The sequence below is a fragment of the Mycobacterium sp. NPDC049093 genome, assembly GCF_040704635.1.
Classification (GTDB): domain Bacteria; phylum Actinomycetota; class Actinomycetes; order Mycobacteriales; family Mycobacteriaceae; genus Mycobacterium.
This window is the reverse complement of record NZ_JBEZJS010000004.1, coordinates 487,166-506,351: the sequence shown is the minus strand read 5'-3', so window position 1 is coordinate 506,351 and position 19,186 is coordinate 487,166. Positions and strand designations below refer to the sequence as shown.

18 protein-coding genes are annotated in these 19,186 nt (G+C 67.0%); 17 read left to right on the top strand and 1 reads right to left on the bottom strand.

Annotation, left to right across the window (positions count from 1 at the left end):
* Nucleotides 1-155: 155 nt before the first annotated feature.
* From AB0876_RS18040 to AB0876_RS18025, 4 genes are all read left to right on the top strand, one after another.
* Nucleotides 156-1,421, top strand: a complete 1,266-nt coding sequence (locus AB0876_RS18040; RefSeq protein WP_491837918.1) for a GAF domain-containing protein — start codon at nucleotides 156-158, stop codon at nucleotides 1,419-1,421.
* A 108-nt stretch (nucleotides 1,422-1,529) separates the two neighbouring features.
* Complete coding sequence (gene adh / locus AB0876_RS18035) at nucleotides 1,530-3,053, top strand: aldehyde dehydrogenase (RefSeq protein ID WP_526042551.1); 1,524 nt, start codon at nucleotides 1,530-1,532, stop codon at nucleotides 3,051-3,053.
* Between the two features lie 151 nt (nucleotides 3,054-3,204).
* The gene (gene adhP / locus AB0876_RS18030; RefSeq protein ID WP_526042550.1) at nucleotides 3,205-4,266 is read left to right on the top strand and encodes an alcohol dehydrogenase AdhP; all 1,062 of its coding nucleotides are present in this window, start codon (nucleotides 3,205-3,207) and stop codon (nucleotides 4,264-4,266) included.
* A gap of 126 nt (nucleotides 4,267-4,392) precedes the next feature.
* Complete coding sequence (locus tag AB0876_RS18025) at nucleotides 4,393-4,791, top strand: heme-binding protein (protein ID WP_526042549.1); 399 nt, start codon at nucleotides 4,393-4,395, stop codon at nucleotides 4,789-4,791.
* A 28-nt stretch (nucleotides 4,792-4,819) separates the two neighbouring features.
* Here AB0876_RS18025 and AB0876_RS18020 read toward each other — a convergent pair whose 3' ends face one another.
* Nucleotides 4,820-5,545 (bottom strand): (2Fe-2S)-binding protein, encoded by a 726-nt coding sequence (locus AB0876_RS18020; protein WP_526042548.1) that lies wholly within the window; start codon nucleotides 5,543-5,545, stop codon nucleotides 4,820-4,822.
* 124 nt (nucleotides 5,546-5,669) lie between these two features.
* On the opposite strand from AB0876_RS18020, the gene AB0876_RS18015 reads away from it, so the two are divergent.
* The 13 genes from AB0876_RS18015 (at nucleotide 5,670) to glmM (ending at nucleotide 19,171) form a co-directional block, all read left to right on the top strand.
* A complete protein-coding gene (locus AB0876_RS18015) occupies nucleotides 5,670-6,098 on the top strand; it encodes a diol dehydratase small subunit (protein WP_526042547.1) in 429 nt (142 codons plus the stop codon).
* A 10-nt stretch (nucleotides 6,099-6,108) separates the two neighbouring features.
* Entirely contained in the window at nucleotides 6,109-7,827 is a 1,719-nt protein-coding gene (locus AB0876_RS18010) for a propanediol/glycerol family dehydratase large subunit (RefSeq protein ID WP_526042546.1), read from the top strand.
* A 1-nt stretch (nucleotide 7,828) separates the two neighbouring features.
* On the top strand, nucleotides 7,829-8,425 hold the full coding sequence (locus AB0876_RS18005) for a propanediol/glycerol family dehydratase medium subunit (protein WP_491837924.1): 597 nt from the start codon (nucleotides 7,829-7,831) through the stop codon (nucleotides 8,423-8,425).
* Nucleotides 8,425-10,284, top strand: a complete 1,860-nt coding sequence (locus tag AB0876_RS18000; RefSeq protein ID WP_526042545.1) for a diol dehydratase reactivase subunit alpha — start codon at nucleotides 8,425-8,427, stop codon at nucleotides 10,282-10,284. The genes AB0876_RS18005 and AB0876_RS18000 overlap by 1 nt, the downstream gene beginning before the upstream one ends.
* On the top strand, nucleotides 10,193-10,633 hold the full coding sequence (locus AB0876_RS17995) for a glycerol dehydratase reactivase beta/small subunit family protein (RefSeq protein WP_526042544.1): 441 nt from the start codon (nucleotides 10,193-10,195) through the stop codon (nucleotides 10,631-10,633). Before AB0876_RS18000 ends, AB0876_RS17995 begins: the two co-directional genes overlap by 92 nt.
* Before the next feature lie 221 nt (nucleotides 10,634-10,854).
* Nucleotides 10,855-12,270: an ethanolamine permease gene (gene eat, locus AB0876_RS17990; RefSeq protein WP_064933008.1), complete on the top strand. Its 1,416-nt coding sequence runs from the start codon at nucleotides 10,855-10,857 to the stop codon at nucleotides 12,268-12,270.
* On the top strand, nucleotides 12,267-13,682 hold the full coding sequence (locus tag AB0876_RS17985) for an ethanolamine ammonia-lyase subunit EutB (protein ID WP_526042543.1): 1,416 nt from the start codon (nucleotides 12,267-12,269) through the stop codon (nucleotides 13,680-13,682). Before eat ends, AB0876_RS17985 begins: the two co-directional genes overlap by 4 nt.
* The gene (gene eutC / locus AB0876_RS17980; protein ID WP_526042542.1) at nucleotides 13,679-14,452 is read left to right on the top strand and encodes an ethanolamine ammonia-lyase subunit EutC; all 774 of its coding nucleotides are present in this window, start codon (nucleotides 13,679-13,681) and stop codon (nucleotides 14,450-14,452) included. The genes AB0876_RS17985 and eutC overlap by 4 nt, the downstream gene beginning before the upstream one ends.
* A gap of 13 nt (nucleotides 14,453-14,465) precedes the next feature.
* Nucleotides 14,466-15,752 carry an HAD family hydrolase gene (locus AB0876_RS17975; RefSeq protein WP_526042541.1) on the top strand — a complete coding sequence of 429 codons (1,287 nt, stop codon included), beginning with the start codon at nucleotides 14,466-14,468 and terminating at the stop codon, nucleotides 15,750-15,752.
* Nucleotides 15,753-15,998: 246 nt separating this feature from the next.
* Nucleotides 15,999-16,442: a 50S ribosomal protein L13 gene (gene rplM / locus AB0876_RS17970; RefSeq protein ID WP_526042540.1), complete on the top strand. Its 444-nt coding sequence runs from the start codon at nucleotides 15,999-16,001 to the stop codon at nucleotides 16,440-16,442.
* A gap of 35 nt (nucleotides 16,443-16,477) precedes the next feature.
* Complete coding sequence (rpsI, locus tag AB0876_RS17965; RefSeq protein WP_498886184.1) at nucleotides 16,478-16,915, top strand: 30S ribosomal protein S9; 438 nt, start codon at nucleotides 16,478-16,480, stop codon at nucleotides 16,913-16,915.
* Nucleotides 16,916-17,246: 331 nt separating this feature from the next.
* A complete protein-coding gene (locus AB0876_RS17960; RefSeq protein ID WP_526042539.1) occupies nucleotides 17,247-17,675 on the top strand; it encodes a hypothetical protein in 429 nt (142 codons plus the stop codon).
* Between the two features lie 155 nt (nucleotides 17,676-17,830).
* Nucleotides 17,831-19,171, top strand: a complete 1,341-nt coding sequence (gene glmM, locus AB0876_RS17955) for a phosphoglucosamine mutase (protein ID WP_526042538.1) — start codon at nucleotides 17,831-17,833, stop codon at nucleotides 19,169-19,171.
* Nucleotides 19,172-19,186: the final 15 nt, after the last annotated feature.

Here is a 19,186-nt window from a genome sequence, read left to right as displayed (position 1 = left end):
CGGATTTCCCGATTCCCGAGCGCCTGACCAGCGGGTGGGATCCATCACAGGCCCGGCAGGTCAACTATCCTGGCGGACACGCGTGAATGCCATGTCAATGGCCCGACGCCGGGAGCGTGATAGCGGTGGCCGCATCGAGAAGCGTGGGAGGCCGGATGTCGCCCCGGGCACTTCCCGCGAAGGTGCGCGCGATCCATGACCTGTTCATCGCCGGCCGGGTGGACGCCGATTCCCTGGATACCACCCCGGTTCGTCGCGTGATCGTGGAGAGCTGGCAACGCAGTCTGGCCACCGGGGTGGACCCCGACATGGGCGCCCGGGCGGCTGCCGCGGCCGCTTCGCTGACCGAGTTGCGCAACACGCACCCGCTCGCGCCCACTCTGCCGCTGATCCGTCGGCTGCTGGTCGACGACGCCGTCGGCGCCGGAGTACTGGTGGCGATCACCGCGGCCGACGGCACGCTGCTGTGGGTCGAGGGAGACCACGGCGCGCGCCGCAAGGCCGAAGGGATGAACTTCGTCCCGGGGTCGGACTGGAGTGAGCGGGCGGCGGGCACCAACGCCCCCGGCACCGCTCTGGCGCTGGACCGGGAACTGCAGATCCTGGGGTCCGAGCACTTCTCCCGAACCGTGCACTCGTGGAGTTGCACCGCCGTGCCCGTGCACGACCCGGCCACCGGGGTGCTGCTGGGCGCCATCGACCTGACCGGCGGGTCCGCGGTCGCCACACCTCAGACATTGGCACTGGTCAGGGCCACTGCTGTGGCGGTCGAGAACCAGCTGGCCCTCTTGCGGCTCACCGGACCGGCCGAGCCGGCGGAAACCGAGACGGCGCGGCTGACGGTGCTGGGCGCGGATCGCCCGCGATGGCGGATGGCCGACGCCGCGGGCCGGCCGCAGTCCAGCATTCTCACCGGTCGCCATGCCGACATCCTGGTCCTGCTGATCCGGCATCCCGAGGGGCTGAGTGCCGATCATCTGGCCATGTTGCTCGACGACAAGGACCTCGACGTGGTCACCGTCCGCGCCGAGGTGTCGCGGTTGCGGCGGGTCATCGGCAGCAGCTACATCGAGTCGCGGCCGTACCGGCTGTTGGCGCCGGTGGCCAGCGACATGGGTGACGTGTACGACGCGTTGCAGGCCGGGAACGTCTCGGCCGCCCTGGATGCGTACTCGGGCGCGTTGCTGCCGCAGTCGGTCTCGCCGGCGATTGCGCGGCTGCGCACCGAGTTGAGCGCCGGCCTGCGCGAAGCGGTGCTGACCGGCAGCGATCTGGGCCTGCTGCGGCGGTGGTTGGCACTGCCCGACGGCCGTGACGACCGACAGGGCTGGCGGGTCTTGCACGACCATGCCGACGCCGACCCGTTGGCCAGGGCGCAGGCCCGCGGTCACCTGGCCGGTATCGACTCCGAACTGGGCTAGTTTGGTCGGTTCGAACGCCCTGCAACGTGTGCAACTGTGCTGCAACCTACTGCTGACTACCTTTAGTGACTACCGACACATTTCGGTGTCCGAATGCAGGAGATTGCCATGACTGTTTATGCACGTCCGGGTGCCGACGGCGCCGTGATGTCGTTCGAATCCCGCTACGACAACTTCATCGGCGGACAGTGGGTCGCGCCGGCCGAGGGCCGCTACTTCGAGAACCCGACGCCGGTCACGGGCCAGGTGTTCTGCGAGGTGGCCCGCTCCACCGAGGCCGACGTCGAGAAGGCCCTCGATGCCGCGCACGCGGCCGCGCCGGCCTGGGGCAAGACCTCGCCCGCCGAGCGCGCCGTGATCCTCAACAAGATCGCCGACCGCATCGAGGAGAACCTCGAAGCCGTCGCACTGGCCGAGTCGTGGGACAACGGCAAGCCGATCCGCGAGACGCTGAATGCCGACATCCCGCTGGCGATCGACCATTTCCGGTACTTCGCCGGTGTCCTGCGTGCCCAGGAAGGCTCGCTCTCCCAGATCGACGAGGACACCGTCGCCTACCACTTCCATGAGCCGCTCGGTGTGGTCGGCCAGATCATCCCGTGGAACTTCCCGATCCTGATGGCGGTGTGGAAGCTGGCCCCGGCACTGGCAGCGGGCAACGCTGTGGTGCTCAAACCCGCTGAGCAGACCCCGGTTTCGGTGCTGTTCCTGATGTCGCTGATCGGTGACCTGCTGCCTGCCGGTGTGGTCAACGTGGTCAACGGGTTCGGTGTGGAGGCCGGCAAGCCGCTGGCCTCGAGCAACCGGATCGCCAAGATCGCGTTCACCGGCGAGACCACCACCGGTCGCCTGATCATGCAGTACGCCAGCCAGAACCTGATCCCGGTGACGCTCGAGCTGGGTGGCAAGAGCCCGAACATCTTCTTCTCCGATGTGCTGGCCGCCGCCGACGACTTCCAGGACAAGGCCCTGGAAGGGTTCACCATGTTCGCGCTGAACCAGGGCGAGGTGTGCACCTGCCCGTCGCGGTCGCTGATCCAGGCCGACATCTACGACGAGTTCCTGGAATTGGCCGCCATCCGTACCAAGGCGGTACGCCAGGGCGACCCGCTGGACACCGAGACGATGATCGGTGCGCAGGCCTCCAACGATCAGCTGGAGAAGATCCTGTCCTACATCGAGATCGGGAAATCCGAAGGCGCCCAACTGATCACCGGTGGCGAGCGGGCCGATCTCGGTGGCGATCTCAACGGTGGCTTCTACGTTGCGCCGACGATCTTCACGGGCAACAACAAGATGCGGCTGTTCCAGGAGGAGATCTTCGGCCCGGTCGTGGCGGTCACGTCGTTCACCGATTACGACGACGCGATCTCGATCGCCAACGACACCCTCTACGGTCTGGGCGCAGGCGTGTGGAGCCGTAACGGCAATACCGCCTACCGCGCCGGCCGGGACATCAAGGCCGGCCGGGTGTGGACCAACTGCTACCACGCCTACCCCGCCCACGCGGCGTTCGGCGGATACAAGCAGTCCGGCATCGGCCGGGAGAACCACAAGATGATGCTCGATCACTACCAGCAGACCAAGAACCTGTTGGTGAGCTACGGCAACAAGGCCCAGGGCTTCTTCTGAAAGTCGCCTGCCGAGAGCCCTGAGTCGGCTCAGAAGGTCGTTCAACGCTGCCGGGTTGGCAGCACCGGTGTACGCCGGTGCTGCCAGCGATTCGCACAACCGAATAACAACAAAATCGGCCGCCAGCAAAACCTTCCGATTGGAACGACTCATGACCCAGACTCTCGACAACAGTGTCGGCGCCACCAGATCCGACACCATGCGTGCCGCAGTGGTCACCGAATTCGGTGCACCACTGAAGATTTCCGATCTCGAGCTGCCCACACCCGGACCAGGGGAGGCGTTGGTCAAGCTCGAGACCTCCGGCGTCTGCCACACCGACCTGCATGCCGCACACGGTGATTGGCCGGTGAAGCCCAGCCCACCGTTCGTACCGGGCCACGAAGGGTGTGGCACCGTGGTGGCGCTGGGGCCCGGTGTCGAGGACCTGAAGGTCGGTGACAAGGTGGGCAATGCCTGGCTGTGGTCGGCCTGCGGCAGCTGTGAGTACTGCCGTACCGGCTGGGAGACGCTGTGCGAGAGCCAGCAGAACGGTGGCTACAGCGTCAACGGCAGCTTCGGCTCCTACATGCTGGTCAACGCGGCCTACGCGGCGCGGATCCCGGACGGTGTCGACCCGGTGGAGGTGGCGCCCATCCTGTGCGCCGGGGTGACGGTCTACAAGGGCTTGAAGGTGACCGACACTCGGCCGGGCCAGTGGGTGGCGATCTCTGGCGTCGGAGGCCTGGGGCATATCGCAGTGCAATACGCCCGCGCGATGGGCCTGCGAGTGGTCGCGATCGACATCGACGATGCCAAACTGGCCTTGGCCGGCCGGCTCGGTGCCGAGGTGACGATAAATGCGAAGAACTCCGACGTGGTGGCCGAGGTGCAGAAGGCCACCGGTGGCGTGCACGGCGTGCTGGTGACGGCGGTCCATCCGCAGGCGTTCGGCCAGGCCATCGGGCTGGCCCGGCGTGGTGGCACGATCGTGTTCAACGGGCTGCCCCCGGGCGACTTCCCGGCGCCGATCTTCGACATCGTGCTCAAGGGCCTGACTATCCGTGGCTCGATCGTGGGCACGCGCCAGGACATGGCGGAAGCCCTCGACTTCTACGCCCGGGGCCTGATCCATCCGACCGTCGAGACGACGTCACTGGATCAGATCAATGAGGTGTTCGACCGGATGGAGCGTGGACAGATCGACGGTCGAGTCGTCATCGACTACCGGTAGTAGAGGTCCCCTGATCTGCCTCGAGTGTGAAGCTGTTGCGACATCTGACCCGCACGCTCGTAACACCTTCACACTCGCGGTACTGCTTATAGACACTGTCCATCAACATGATTCACGAGGAGACTGATGGGTTCCCTGCCCCTGCTGATCGCGCAGAAGGTGATCGACGCCGCCGTAGTCAAGGCGGAGGAGATCCGCCAGCCGATGAACATCGCCGTGGTCGACGACGGAGGACATTTGGTCGCCTTCGTGCGCATGGACGGTGCGATCAAGGCAAGCATCGACATCTCGATCCGTAAGGCGCGTACCGCCGTGATGATGAACCTGCCCACCAGCGCACTGATGGAGGTCTGCCAGCCGGGCGGCGAACTGTACGGCCTGGAGCAGACCTCGGGCGGATTGGTCGTGTTCGGCGGCGGAATACTGCTGGAAGCCGACGGGGTCGTGATCGGCGCGGTCGGGGTCAGCGCCGGCAGCGTCGAGCAGGACGTAGCGGTGGCCACCGCCGCGGCCGCGGCAATGTAACCGCGGCCGCGGCCGCGGCAATGTAGCTTCAGCCGGTCACATCGTCGGGAAGACCGTCGACAAGAACGCAGTCGCCGCAGTAGCCGCCGCCGGGAACCTGGTAGAACAGGCAGCAGTTGCGGCGCCGGAACCGTCCTCCGGCGAAGTCCGCGGTGCCGCACAGCGGTTCGGTGGCGATCAGCGCGTCGATGAGGGCGCGGCCACCCGCCTGCGCGTCGGGACGGGACTGGGCCAGTACGGTGACTGCGCCGTTGGCGGCCGAGGCGATATTGCCCCACATCACCTGGGGTGAAAGAGATTCCGTCGACCGCATGGTGTTGTTCAGTAGGCTCAGCACGTTTCCGATCAGAGAACCGGTGATGACGGCCGCGGCCCGGCGTGGATCGGTCTCGGTCACCCATTCGGCGCCTGCTGCTCCGAGGGCCGGTCGGTGGGACGAATCAGCTTGCCAGAAAAGCGAATCCAAGGTCAGTAGCGGGACGGTACCCAGGCATGCCGCGGCGCCGACAACGGGGGACAGCAGTCTGGCCGTGATCGACAGGTGCACGGAGGACGCCGCCGCCTTGACGGGGACATCGGCTTCGTCGATACCGAAACCGGACGCGGTCGCGGCTCGGGTGCGCATCGTGTACTCGTGCACGGCCGCCTGGTCGCCGCACAGGGACGCGATCGGCCGCCAGGTGGCGGGGTCGGCCGCCGGAAGGGCGAAGAACTCTCCCAGCGCGGCGATCGGGTCGGATTTTCCAGCGTCCATCGTCGGGACAGGTTAGCCCACTGACCTGCAGCGCAACCCTGATGCAACGTGATGCAGCGCACAATTGGGCCGCGTTGTGTTGCACGTCGGTGGGAGAACCGCCCCGAGTCAGTTGGAGTAGTGAATGACGGAACCGATCCTCGATCCTTCGGTCGATTACCCGTTGAGCATCCATCGCGAGGATCTGCTGTTCACCCCCAACGGCAAGCCGATCGGTGACATCACCATGGATGCGGTGATGTCTGGTGAGGTCGCCGCATCGGACCTCCGTATTACCCCGCCGACCTTGCGACTGCAGGCGCAGATCGCCGAGAAGGTGGGACGCCGGCAGCTCGGCTCGAACCTGCGTCGCGCGGCGGAGATGACCGCCATCAGCGACGAGCGGGTGCTGCAGATCTACAACGCGCTGCGGCCCAACGCTTCCACCAAGGCTGACCTCGACGCGATCGCCGACGAGTTGGACACGAAATACGGGGCGACACTGCTGGCCGGGCTCGTCCGCGAGGCCGCCGACGTCTACGAGCGCCGCGACATCCTGGCCACCAGCGAATAGGAGAACACCGGTGACGGCAGTATCGCCACAACATTCCGCGGCCGGCCAGCGCCGGCAGTCCGAGCGCACCAAGGTGCTGGAGGACCGGCCGGTGAACCTCGACGGCTTCGTCGAGGAATGGCCCGAGGTGGGCATGGTCGCGCTGGACAGCGCATTCGATCCCGCGCCGAGCGTGCGCGTCGTCGACGGGGTGATTGTCGAGATGGACGGCCGGGACCGCGCGGATTTCGATTTCATCGACCAGTTCATCGCCGATCACGCCATCGACACCGCGACCACCGAGCAGGCGATGGCGATCCCGGCAGCCGACATCGCCCGGATGCTGGTCGATCCCCACGTGTCCCGCGACGAGGTGATCGCGGTGACCACGGCACTGACCCCGGCCAAGCTGCTCGAAGTGGCGAAGACGCTGAACATCGTCGAGATCATGATGGGGATGCAGAAGATGCGGGCCCGTCGCACCCCGGCGAACCAGGCGCACTGCACCAGCGCTCGGGACAACCCGCTGCAGGTCGCGTGTGAAGCCGCCGAGGCCTCGCTGCGCGGATTCTCGGAAGTGGAAACCACTTTGGGTGTGGTGCGCTACGCACCGCTGGTGGCGATGGCACAGCAGATCGGCAGCCAGGTCGGCTGTGGTGGCCGCCTGACCCAGTGCGCCCTCGAGGAGGCCACCGAGCTCGAACTCGGCATGCGCGGCATCACCGCCTATGCCGAGACCATCTCGGTCTACGGCACCGAGTCGGTGTTCGTCGACGGCGACGACACCCCGTGGTCGAAGGCCTTCCTGGCCGCGGCCTATGCCTCGCGTGGCATCAAGATGCGGTTCACCTCGGGCACCGGTTCCGAGGTGCAGATGGGCAACGCCGAAGGCCGCTCCATGCTGTACCTGGAGATCCGGTGCATCCTGGTCGCGAAAGGCGCAGGCGTGCAAGGCCTGCAGAACGGTTCGATCTCCTGCATCGGCGTGCCGGGTGCGGTACCGGCGGGGATCCGGGCGGTGGCGGCGGAGAATCTGATTGCCTCGGCGGTGGACCTGGAATGCGCCTCCGGCAACGACCAGTCGTTCTCCCACTCGCCGATGCGCCGGGTGGCGCGGTTGTTGCCGCAGCTGATGCCGGGCACCGATTTCATCTGCTCGGGTTACTCGGCGCCACCCAACTACGACGACATGTTCGCCGGATCCAACCTCGACGCCGAGGATTACGACGACTTCAACACCATCCAGCGGGACCTGCAGATCGACGGCGGGTTGCGCCACGTCAACGAGGCCGAGATTCTCGCAGTCCGGCATCGTGCGGCCAAGGCGCTGCAGGCGGTGTTCGCCTACCTCGATCTGCCTGCCATCTCCGACGCCGAGATCGAGACGGCCGTGTATGCGCACGGCAGCCGCGAGTTGATCCCGCGTGACGTCCTGGAAGACCTCAAGGGCGCTCAGCAGGTGATGGACCGCAACATCACGGGACTGGACTTGGTGAAGGCGCTCGAATCGACCGGTTTCTCCGATGTCGCCGAGAATCTGTTGGCCGTTCTGCGACAACGGGTCTCGGGTGACCTGCTGCAGACGTCGGCGATCATGACGCGCGAGCTCCAGCCGTTGTCCGCGGTCAACGACCGCAACGACTATGCAGGCCCGGGCACCGGCTACCGCCCCACGGGCGCTCGCTGGGAAGAGATGAAGCGGCTACGTCACGTGACCAGCGCCGAGAACCCTGAACTGGAGGTCGAGTGACATGTCGGCAGTGACCGGGCAGCGGACACTGAGTTTCACCGGCGAGCGACCCGCAGAACCCGGCAAGCGCTCTGATGAAGTGGTGCTGGCGATTTCGCCGGCGTTCGCCGACTTCTTCAGCCAGACCATCGTCGGCCTGTCCCATGCCGACGTGATCCGCCAGATCCTGGCCGGTATCGAGGAGCAGGAAGTGGCCGCGCGGTGTATCCGTATCCGGCACAGCAGCGACCTCGCCGTGGTCGCACACGCGGCGGCCAGGCTCAGCGGGTCGGGCATCGGTATCGGCATCCTGTCTCGCGGCACGTCGATGATCCATCAACGTGACCTGCCGAGGTTGTCCAGTCTCGAACTTTTCCCCCAGAGTCCGCTGATGACGTTGGAGACCTATCGCCGCATCGGGTCGAACGCCGCCCAGTACGCCAAAGGCGAGTCACCCGAACCGGTTCCGACGCTCAACGATCAGATGGCGCGACCCCGTTGGCAGGCCAAGGCGGCGCTGCTGCACCTGAAGGAGACCCAGCAGATCCGCAAGCAGGATCGCCCGGTCGAGGTGACGCCGGAGTTCGGCGAGCTGACCCCCGAGGCACTGGGTACCTGATGGCTTTGACTGTTGTCGGTGTCGACATCGGCAACTCGACGACCGAGGCCAGTGCCGCGGTCGTCGCGACTGACGGCTCGACCAGGTTCCGTGGCGCGGCACTGACCGCGACGACGGGCGTCAAGGGCACGCCTCGAAATGTGGACGGCGTGGCCCAGGCGGTGGTTCGAGCGCTGGAGGTGAGCGCGGTGCGGCTGGCCGACCTGGACATCGTCCTGCTGAACGAGGCCACGCCGGTGATCAGTGGCATGGCGATGGAGACCATCACCGAAACCATCATCACCGAGTCGACGATGATCGGCCATGACCCGCGCACCCCGGGCGGACGCGGTCTCGGTGTGGGCGTCACCGTGGCGTTCGACGCCCTCGACCGAACGCCGTCCGGCACCGAAGTGATCGTGGTGGTGCCCAGGGACGTGGACTTCGAGGACGCGGCACGCGGGATCAATGCGGCAGCGGCACAAGGTCTGACGGTGTGCGGGGTGATCCTGGGCAACGACGACGCGGTGCTGGTGGCCAACCGGCTCGACTCCGTGGTCCCGGTGATCGACGAGGTGTCGCGCATCGATGCGGTGCCGCTGGGCATGCTGGCCGCGGTCGAGGTGGCCGCACCCGGCAACTCGATCCGTACCCTGTCCAATGCCTATGGGCTGGCGACGATCTTCGACCTGGACGCGGCTGCCACCAAGGTGATCTCGCCGGTGGCTCGGGCGTTGACCGGCAACCGCTCGGCGGTGGTGGTGCGCACTCCCGCAGGCGATGTCGCCGATCGCAGTATCCCGGCTGGATCGCTCGAGCTGTCCGGTGTGCACAAGCGGGCGACCGTCGACGTGTCCCGCGGTGCGCAGGAGATCATGAGCGCGGTCGAGCGGGTCGCTCCACTGGCGGACGTGGCGGGGGAGGCCGGCACCAACACCGGCGGCATGATCGCCAACGTCCGGCACAGCATGGCCGAGCTCTCCGGACACGCGCTGGACGACGTCTGTATCCAGGATCTGCTCGCGGTGGATACCTTTGTGCCCCAGGAGGTTCGTGGCGGGGTGGCCGGTGAGGTGGCCCTAGAGAACGCGGTTGCGTTGGCGGCCATGGTCCGGACGCGTGAAAGCGGAATGCGAGCGGTGGCCGACGAAGTCCGGGCCCGGTTGCGGGCCGCCGGGGCCGACAGTGTCGAGGTAATGGTCGGTGGTGTCGAGGCCGAGATGGCGGCGCTGGGTGCGCTGACCACGCCGGGCACCGACAAGCCGCTCGTGGTGCTCGATCTGGGTGGTGGGTCGACCGATGCCGCATTGATAGCGGTAGACGGCGGGATCAGTACCGTGCATCTGGCCGGTGCGGGCGATCTGGTCACCAAGCTGATCGACGCCGAGCTCGGTCTCGACAACCTGGAACTGGCCGAGGACATCAAACGATCACCGTTGGGTAAGGCGGAGAGCTTCTTTCATGTCCGGCTGGAGAACGGCACCGTGATGTTCTTCGAGAAGCCGCTGCCCGCTGCGTCGTTCGCGCGAGTGGTCACGCTTGCTGAATACGGCATGAATGCGATCCCCACCCGGCATTCCATGGACCGGGTCAGGCTGGTGCGCCGCGCAGCCAAGGAGCGGGTCTTCGTGGTCAATGCGTTGCGCGCACTGCGGGCTGTCGCGCCCGGCGGTGACCTGCGACAGATCGGGTTCGTGGTGCTGCTCGGTGGGTGCGCACTGGACTTCGAGATCCCCGAACTCATCGCGGATGCTGTTGCTCCGTTCGGAATCGTCTGCGGCACAGGAAATGTGCGCGGGTCAGAGGGGCCGCGGAACGCCGTGGCCACGGGTCTGGTGGCGTCGCACGCTCAACTGGTCGGAGCGGGTCTCAGTGCATAGCGGTGGTCAACCCGATCGTCCTGCGATCGTGGTCTTGAGCTCGGGCAGCGGGGATGTCGAACGCGACGTGCTCGCGGGCATCGAGGAAGAAGGTGTTCCGTACCTGTTGGTTCCGGGTGACGCCGAGGTGCCTGCGACCGAACTTGCGCGTCGCGCGGCGCTCAGGTCGCCGCTGCATGTCGGGGTGGGCGTCGGCCCCGGCGGTGAAGTGTGCGTGCAACATGCCAAGCTGTCAGATCCGTTGCCCGAGTTGATGTCTGGTGCAAGCGCGGGCTCGTCGGTTGTCCGGGTACGCGGGCACAACGCGGCCCGGATCGTGGTCGGTGTTCCGCTCAAACCCGACGATTGACAACGAAACTGGCCGTTGGGGTAGACACCGCCGCAGAGTGGGGTAATAATCTTCGATTAAAGGTTGATTTTCATACCTTTGGAAGGTGAACTCGCCGGAGATCCGGCGTCGGACCGGCGGTGTTGCCGGGGTAAAGGTGGGCCACCGCCTGCGAAGACCGTCATCAGCTGACGGCATCACATACGAGACATGCGAAAACGTTGTAAATGAAGGAGTTTGACATGGCGGGTGTGGAAGAACACCTGGAGAGCGCTGACTATCTACAGAAACGTCAGCTCAAATCCGGAAGCGCGGGGTGGCTGCTGTTGGCCGGCCTGGGCGTCAGTTATGTGGTGTCCGGTGATTTCTCGGGCTGGAACTTCGGCCTCGCCCACGGCGGCTTCGGTGGTCTGCTGATCGCCGTGGTGGTGATCGCCGCGATGTACTTCTGCATGGTCCTCGGCCTGGCCGAGCTGTCCTCGGCGCTGCCCGCGGCCGGCGGCGGCTACACGTTCGCCCGTCGTGCGCTGGGCCCGTGGGGCGGCTTCGCCACCGGTACCGCGATCCTGATCGAATACTCGATCGCTCCCGCGGCCATCGCCACCTTCATCGGCGGCTATGTCGAATCGCTCGGGCTGTTCGGTATTCACAAGGGCTGGTGGGTCTACCTGGCGGCGTTCGTCATCTTCATCGGCATCCACCTCGCCGGAGTCGGTGAGGCGCTGCGGCTGATGTTCGTCATCACCGCGATCGCGCTGCTGGGCCTGGTCATCTTCGCCGTGAGCGCCATCGGCCACTTCGACGTCGCCAACCTGACCGACATCGCCCCCGATGCCGCCGCGGTGGGCGCCTCGAGCTTCCTGCCGCACGGTTACCTGGGCATCTGGGCGGCGATCCCGTTCGCCATCTGGTTCTTCCTGGCCGTCGAGGGCGTCCCGCTGGCAGCGGAGGAGACCGCCAACCCCGAGCGCAACGTGCCGCGCGGCATCATCGCCGCGATGACGGTGCTGATCATCACCTGCGTCACCGTGCTGTTCCTGACGGCCGGTGCCGGCGGTGCCGACGCGATGTCGACGGTGGACGATCCGCTGGTGCAGGCCCTCGGTGGTACCGGGTTCGCCGCCAAGGCGGTCAACTACATCGGTCTGTTCGGGCTGATCGCGAGCTTCTTCTCGATCATCTACGCCTACTCGCGGCAGACCTTCGCGCTGTCGCGGGCCGGGTACCTGCCCACGAGGCTGTCGGTCACCAACAAGCGCAAGGCCCCGACGCTCGCGCTGATCGTCCCCGGCATCGTCGGCTTCCTGTTGTCGCTGACCGGTCACGGTGATCTGATCCTGAACATGGCGGTGTTCGGCGCAGCGCTGAGCTACGTGCTGATGATGATCAGCCACATCGTGCTGCGGGTGCGTGAGCCGGAGATGAAGCGGCCGTACCGCACCCCGGGCGGCATCGTCACCACCGGCTTCGCCCTCGTCGTCGCGATCGTCGCGCTCATCGCGACCTTCGTGGTCAGCCCCGTGGCCGCGGGCCTGTGCCTGGCTGTGTTCTGCGCGTTCATGCTCTACTTCGCGCTCTACAGCCGCCACCGCCTGGTCGCCAACTCGCCCGACGAGGAGTTCGCGATGCTCGCGGAAGCGGAGAGTGCCCTGAAATGAAGTACCACCAGCAGGTTTCGGGGGTGACCTACAGCTTCGACGGTCTGGTCGAGGTGATGGCCAAGGCCACCCCGCTGCGCTCCGGCGATCAACTCGCCGGCTGCGCGGCCGAGCACGACGGTGAACGCGCCGCGGCCGCCTGGGTGCTCGCGGACCTGCCGCTGGACGTCTTCCTCAACGAGGAACTGGTGCCGTATGACACCGACGAGGTCACCCGGCTGATCATGGACAGCCATGACCGCCAGGCCTTTTCGGAGATCTCGCATCTGACCGTCGGCGGGCTGCGGGACTGGCTGATGGACGTCACGGCCCATGATCACAGCGCCGAGCGGCTGTCCGCGGTCGCACCGGGGCTCACCCCGGAGATGGTGGCCGCGGTCAGCAAGATCATGCGTAACCAGGATCTGATCGCGGTCTCGGCCGCCGCCGAGGTGACCGCAGCGTTCCGGACCACCGTCGGCGGCCGCGGAACCCTGGCCACCCGGCTGCAGCCCAACCATCCGACCGACGACCCCCGTGGCATCGCCGCGGCGGTGCTCGATGGCCTGCTGCTGGGGTGCGGCGACGCGGTGATCGGGATCAACCCGGCCACCGACTCGCCGCAGGCCACCGCCGATCTGCTGTATCTGCTCGACTCGATCCGCACCCGCTACGACATTCCGGCCCAGTCGTGTGTGCTCTCGCATGTCACCACCACGATCGGGCTGATCGAGGCCGGTGCGCCGGTGGACCTGATGTTCCAGTCGATCGCCGGCACGGAGGGCGCCAACTCCGCGTTCGGGGTGAACCTGCAGTTGCTGCGGGAAGGCAACGAGGCTGCCCGCAGCCTGCACCGCGGCACCGTCGGCGACAACGTCATGTACCTGGAGACCGGGCAGGGCTCGGTGCTGAGCTCGGGCACGCACCTGGGCGTCGGCGGCAAGCCCGTCGACCAGCAGACCCTGGAGGCCCGCGCCTACGCGGTGGCCCGCGACCTGCAGCCGCTGCTGGTCAACACGGTCGTCGGCTTCATCGGGCCGGAGTACCTCTACGACGGCAAGCAGATCATCCGCGCCGGCCTGGAGGACCACTTCTGCGGCAAGCTGCTCGGCCTGCCGATGGGGGTGGACGTCTGCTACACCAACCACGCCGAGGCCGACCAGAACGACATGGACACCCTGCTGACGTTGCTGGCTGCCGCGGGGGTGGCGTTCGTCATCACCGTGCCCGGCGCCGACGACGTCATGCTGGGCTACCAGAGCTTGTCGTTCCACGACGTGCTGACCACGCGGCGCACACTGGGCCTGCGACCGGCTCCGGAGTTCGAGGCGTGGCTGCGCAGCGTCGGCATGGTCGACGACTCCGGGAAGCTCACCCCGTTCGACCTGGAGCGCTCGGCGTTGCGGTCGTTGACTTCGGGGGAGGTGCGATGAGCCCGAACGAGGTTGCGGTTCAAGAGTTCTGGGATGAGCTGCGCAAAACCACGCAGGCCAGGATCGGGCTGGGCCGGGCCGGCAACGCGTTGCCGACGCGCCGGGTGCTGGAGCTGGCCGCCGCCCACGCCGCGGCGCGCGACGCCGTGCACGTGCCGCTGGACTTGGATCGGCTCAGGCAAGCTGTCCTCGAGGTGGGTATCGGTGAGCCGACGGTGGTGACCAGCCAAGCCACCTCGCGCGACGAGTACCTGCGCCGTCCCGATCTGGGCCGGGCGCCCGCAGCCGGCATGGCGGTGCCCGAAACCCCGGCCGACATCGGCTTCGTGCTGGCCGACGGTTTGTCGCCGACGGCACTGGATCGTCATGGCGCCGAGCTGCTGGCCGCTCTGGTGGCGCAATTGAAGGACCGCTACACCCTGGCCCCGCCGGTGATCGCGACGCAGGCCCGCGTCGCACTCGGCGACCACGTAGCAGCTCAGGCCCGCATGCGGACCGTGCTCGTCATCGTCGGAGAACGGCCGGGCTTGAGCGTCGCCGACAGCCTCGGCATCTACCTGACCCACCTGCCGATGCCCGGCCGCACCGACGCCGACCGCAACTGCATCTCCAACATCCACCCGCCCGACGGCCTGGGATACACCGAAGCCGCGCGGGTGGCGGCAGGCCTGGTCGACGGCGCGTTGGCGCTGGGCCGCTCCGGCGTCGACCTCAAGGACACCTCACGAACCTCCACGCTCGACCCGACCAGCATGACCCCGCTCAACTGAATCAGGAGTCTCAATGACCGTGCGTGCCGTCCTGTCCCTGCTCGCCGCGACGACCGTCGCCGTCGCGGGCTGCGGTACCAGCAACGAATCGGCGGAGCCGTCGGCCGGCACGCAAACCGGCACCGAGACACCCGCCGCCAACTGTCGCACCCTGGCGGAGAACCCCGGTTGGTACGGCGACAACCGGGACCGGATCGACGCGATGCTCGCCGAACTCGGCACCTGCGGGGCGGACGGCTCGGTGGCCGACGGCGCCCCGCTGGCGTTGTTCGACTGGGACAACACCGTGGTCAAGAACGACATCGGGGATGCGACGTTCTTCTGGATGGTGCGCAACGGCAAGCTGCGGGCACCCGCAGGCGGCGACTGGTCGACGACGAGCCCGTACCTCACCCCGCAGGCTGCGGCTGCGCTCGGCAAGGCTTGCGCCGCAACCACTCCGGGCCAACCGATGCCGACGAACACCGATCTGGGCTGCGCCGACGAACTGCTGTCGGTCTACACCGACGGTGAGACGCGTGCCGACGAGCCGGCGTTCGCCGGGTTCAACGCCCGCCGGTTCGAGCCCTCGTATGCCTGGGCCGCGCAGATGCTGGCCGGCTGGCCCGAATCCGAGCTGACCGGTTTCGCCGAGGCAGCACGCAAGGAGAACCTCGATGCGCCCGAGGGCACCGAGCAGAAGGTCGGCAGCGGTGACGAGACCGGTTGGGTTCGCTACTACCCGCAGATGCGCGATCTGGTGGAAACCTTGCGGGCCAACGGTTTCGACGTTCGAATCATCTCCGCGTCGGCCGAGCCGGTGGTGCGGGTGTGGGCGGCCGATCTCGGTTTCACCCCGGACAAGGTGATGGGCGTGCGGACCGAGCGCGACGGTGATGTGCTGACGTCGAGGCTGGTGCCGTGTGGTGGCGAGACGGCCATCCCGTACATCGAGGGCAAGCGGTGCCGGGTCAACGAGGACGTCTTCGGCATCAAGGGGCCGGCCGCGTTCGAGCAGCAGGCCGAGCCGAAGCGCGCGGCCTTCGGCGCGGGGGACTCCGACACCGACGTCACGTTCCTCACCGACGCCACAGCGCTGCGTCTGGTGCTCAACCGCAACAAGACCGAGTTGATGTGCACCGCCTACGACAACTCCGACGGTCGCTGGGTGGTCAATCCGATGTTCATCGATCCGAAGAAGAAGCAGGCCGACCCGTACGAGTGCACGACGGAGGGCTACATCGAGCCCAGCGGCAAGGACGCCCCACTGCACCGCCCGGACGGTAGCGTCGTGCCTGATCAGCAGGACTCGGTGTCCTAGTGGCCCGAGCGTCGGTTTGTGTGCGAGATTTCTCGATGAACTCGCACAGAAGCCAACGTTCGACCTGGGAACCCGCGTTTTGACCTGCGAGGACGCTCACAGGTAAGCTGCTCCGTTGGTGTGTGCTGCCCTTTTGGGCGAGCGGTGCCCCGGGTCAATGTCGGTCGCCGGGACCACGTAGCGCACTCACCTGACCGGCACCCGAAACCCGAGCTAGCGCTCGAATAAAGATATGAGGTAAGCGCTGTGCCTACGTACACGCCGAAGGCGGGTGACACCACGCACCAGTGGTATGTCATCGACGCCCAAGACGTGGTGCTCGGCCGGCTCGCCGCTGCAGCTGCCAATCTGCTGCGCGGCAAGCACAAGCCGACATTCACGCCCAATGTCGATGGTGGCGACTTCGTCATCGTCATCAACGCCGAGAAGATTGCCGTCAGCGGCAACAAGCTCACCAACAAGTTCGCTTACAGCCACTCGGGTTACCCCGGCGGTCTGCGCAAGCGCACCATCGGCGAGCTGCTGCAGAAGCACCCGACCCGCGTCGTCGAGAACGCGATCATCGGCATGCTGCCCCACACCAAGCTCGGTCGGCAGATCCAGAAGAAGCTCAAGGTCTACGCCGGTCCGGATCATCCGCACGCCGCGCAGCAGCCGGTTCCGTACGAGATCAAGCAGGTGGCCCAGTGACCGAAACGATTGAGAACGGCGACGTCGTCGAAGCCGTGACCGAAGCCGTCGAGGTGGAGCAGGAGCACCGCGAGCCGGTCATCATCGACCGTCCGATCCAGACCGTCGGCCGCCGCAAGGAGGCCGTGGTGCGGGTGCGCCTGGTGCCCGGCACCGGCCAGTTCAACCTGGACGGCCGCACCCTGGAGAACTACTTCCCGAACAAGGTGCACCAGCAGCTGATCAAGGCCCCGCTGGTGACCGTCGACCGCCTCGAGCAGTTCGACATCTTCGCCCACCTCGATGGTGGTGGCCCCTCGGGTCAGGCCGGCGCTCTGCGTCTGGCGATCGCCCGTGCGCTGATTCTGGTGCAGCCGGAGGACCGGCCCGCACTGAAGAAGGCGGGCTTCCTGACCCGTGACCCGCGTGCCATCGAGCGCAAGAAGTACGGCCTCAAGAAGGCCCGCAAGGCGCCTCAGTACAGCAAGCGCTGATCTGTCGCCATTGCGGCCGAACGAACCCGCCGGGTGTGTCATGTACACGCCCGGCGGGTTTGTTTTTGCGTCGGCGTAGTGTCGCCGAGTTCTACATCTGGGCTGCTCCGGCGGCTTTTTGCGACCCTGATGTCGAAAGCGGCGCCGCCGCCACGAGATCTTTTTCCGGGATTCGGGTTTGAAGGTGGATCCTGCGTGGAAGTCCACTGGGCGGAGAGCAGGGGGCCGCTTTGTGTCAGCAGGGTTGCGCCCGCAGGACCTTCCTGCCGCCGGTAGACGTCGTTCTGACGTCGGGGGACCGGGTGCCGCTGTCCCATCGGAAGGAGTAATTGTGGGGAACTTCGTGAAGACAGCGACTGCGGGCGCGATGCTCGGCGGGTCGTTGCTGTTTACCGTGGGTCTGGGTATCGCCCAGGCGGCGCCGGAGACTGCCGGTGACGGCAAGGTCAACCTGACTCTCGGCAACGTCTCGGTCCTGGAGAACGTCGACGACGCCGCGGCCGCCCAGATCGCGGCAGGCGTGTGCGAGAACACCGACACGGCATCGTTGACCACTGCCGTTCAGGGCGTTGACGCCAACAGCACCGACCACGTGGTGTGCACCAACAACCTCGGCACCATCTCGTTCAGCCAGAACGGGACCACTGAGCGCCCGGGCGGGGTCGCCCCGGGCACGGCGCCACACAGCGTTGCGCCGACGACGGCACCTCCGATGGCGCCGGGTGGCAGCCATTCGTCGTCTGACACCGGCTCCAGCTAACGGCTTGCCGCCGACGGTCACCGCCTGCGCCGACCCGCGGGCGGTGATCCGGCGAGCGTCGCCGGCCATCACGGCGAGGTTTCGATTCGGCCCCGACATGGTCGCTGACCTCGCCGGTTGTGTTTACGGCAGCCAATTATGAGAAGTTTAAGGGCATGGGTCGACTGTTCGGCACCGATGGGGTGCGTGGGGTCGCCAATCGCGATCTGACTGCCGAACTGGCAGTGGCACTCGGTTCGGCGGCTGCGCGGCGTCTCGGCAATTCCACCGGTCCCGGTCGTCGGGTGGCGGTCGTGGGCCGTGATCCGCGGGCCAGCGGCGAGATGCTGGAAGCCGCGGTGATCGCCGGCATCACCAGTGAGGGTGTCGACGCCCTGCGGGTCGGCGTGCTGCCGACGCCCGCTGTGGCATATCTGACCAGTGCCTATGACGCGGATTTCGGGGTGATGATCTCCGCGTCGCACAACCCGATGCCCGACAACGGCATCAAGATCTTCGGTCCGGGCGGGCACAAGCTCGACGACACCGCTGAGGACCGCATCGAGGAACTGGTCAACGCTGGGCCCGGCCTGCGACCGACGGGGGCCGGTATCGGCCGGGTGCTGGATGCCGAGGACGCGTTGGACCGCTATCTGCGGCACGCGTCGAAGGCCGTCACCACCCGACTGGAGGGTCTCACCGTCGTCGTCGACTGCGCGCACGGCGCGGCGTGGGCGGCCGCTCCCCGGGCCTACCGGGCTGCCGGGGCCAACGTCATCGCGATCAACGCCGAACCCAACGGCCTCAACATCAACGACGGCTGCGGATCCACCCACATGGAGGTGCTGCAGGCCGCCGTCCTCGAGCACGGCGCCGATCTCGGTCTGGCCCACGACGGGGATGCCGACCGGTGCCTGGCGGTGGACGCCACGGGCGCCGTCATCGACGGTGACGCGATCATGGTGGTGCTGGCGCTGGCCATGCAGGAGGCCGGCGAGCTGTCGTCGGACACGCTGGTGGCCACGGTGATGAGCAATCTGGGCTTGCATCTGGCCATGCGGGCGGCCGGTATTGAGGTCCGCACCACCGGTGTCGGGGACCGCTACGTCCTGGAGGAACTGCGGGCCGGTGAGTTCTCGCTCGGCGGTGAGCAGTCCGGTCACATCGTGTTGCCCGGCTTCGGCACGACCGGAGACGGCATCGTCACCGGGCTGCGGCTGATGTCTCGGATGGCTCAGACCCGCGCCACGTTGGCCGCGCTGGCCGAGCCGATGCGCACGTTGCCGCAGGTTCTGATCAACGTGGCGGTTGACGACAAGGCCGCGGTGGCCAAGGCGCCTTCGGTGCAGTCCGCCGTGGCCCAGGCCGAGGCCGAGCTGGGTGACACCGGCCGAATCCTGTTGCGGCCCTCGGGCACCGAACAGGTGGTTCGAGTGATGGTCGAGGCCGCCGACGAGAACACGGCCCGGATGGTCGCGGTTCGGGTGGCCGATTCGGTCAGCGGCCAGTCGGCCTGACGAGCGCTCGCGCGA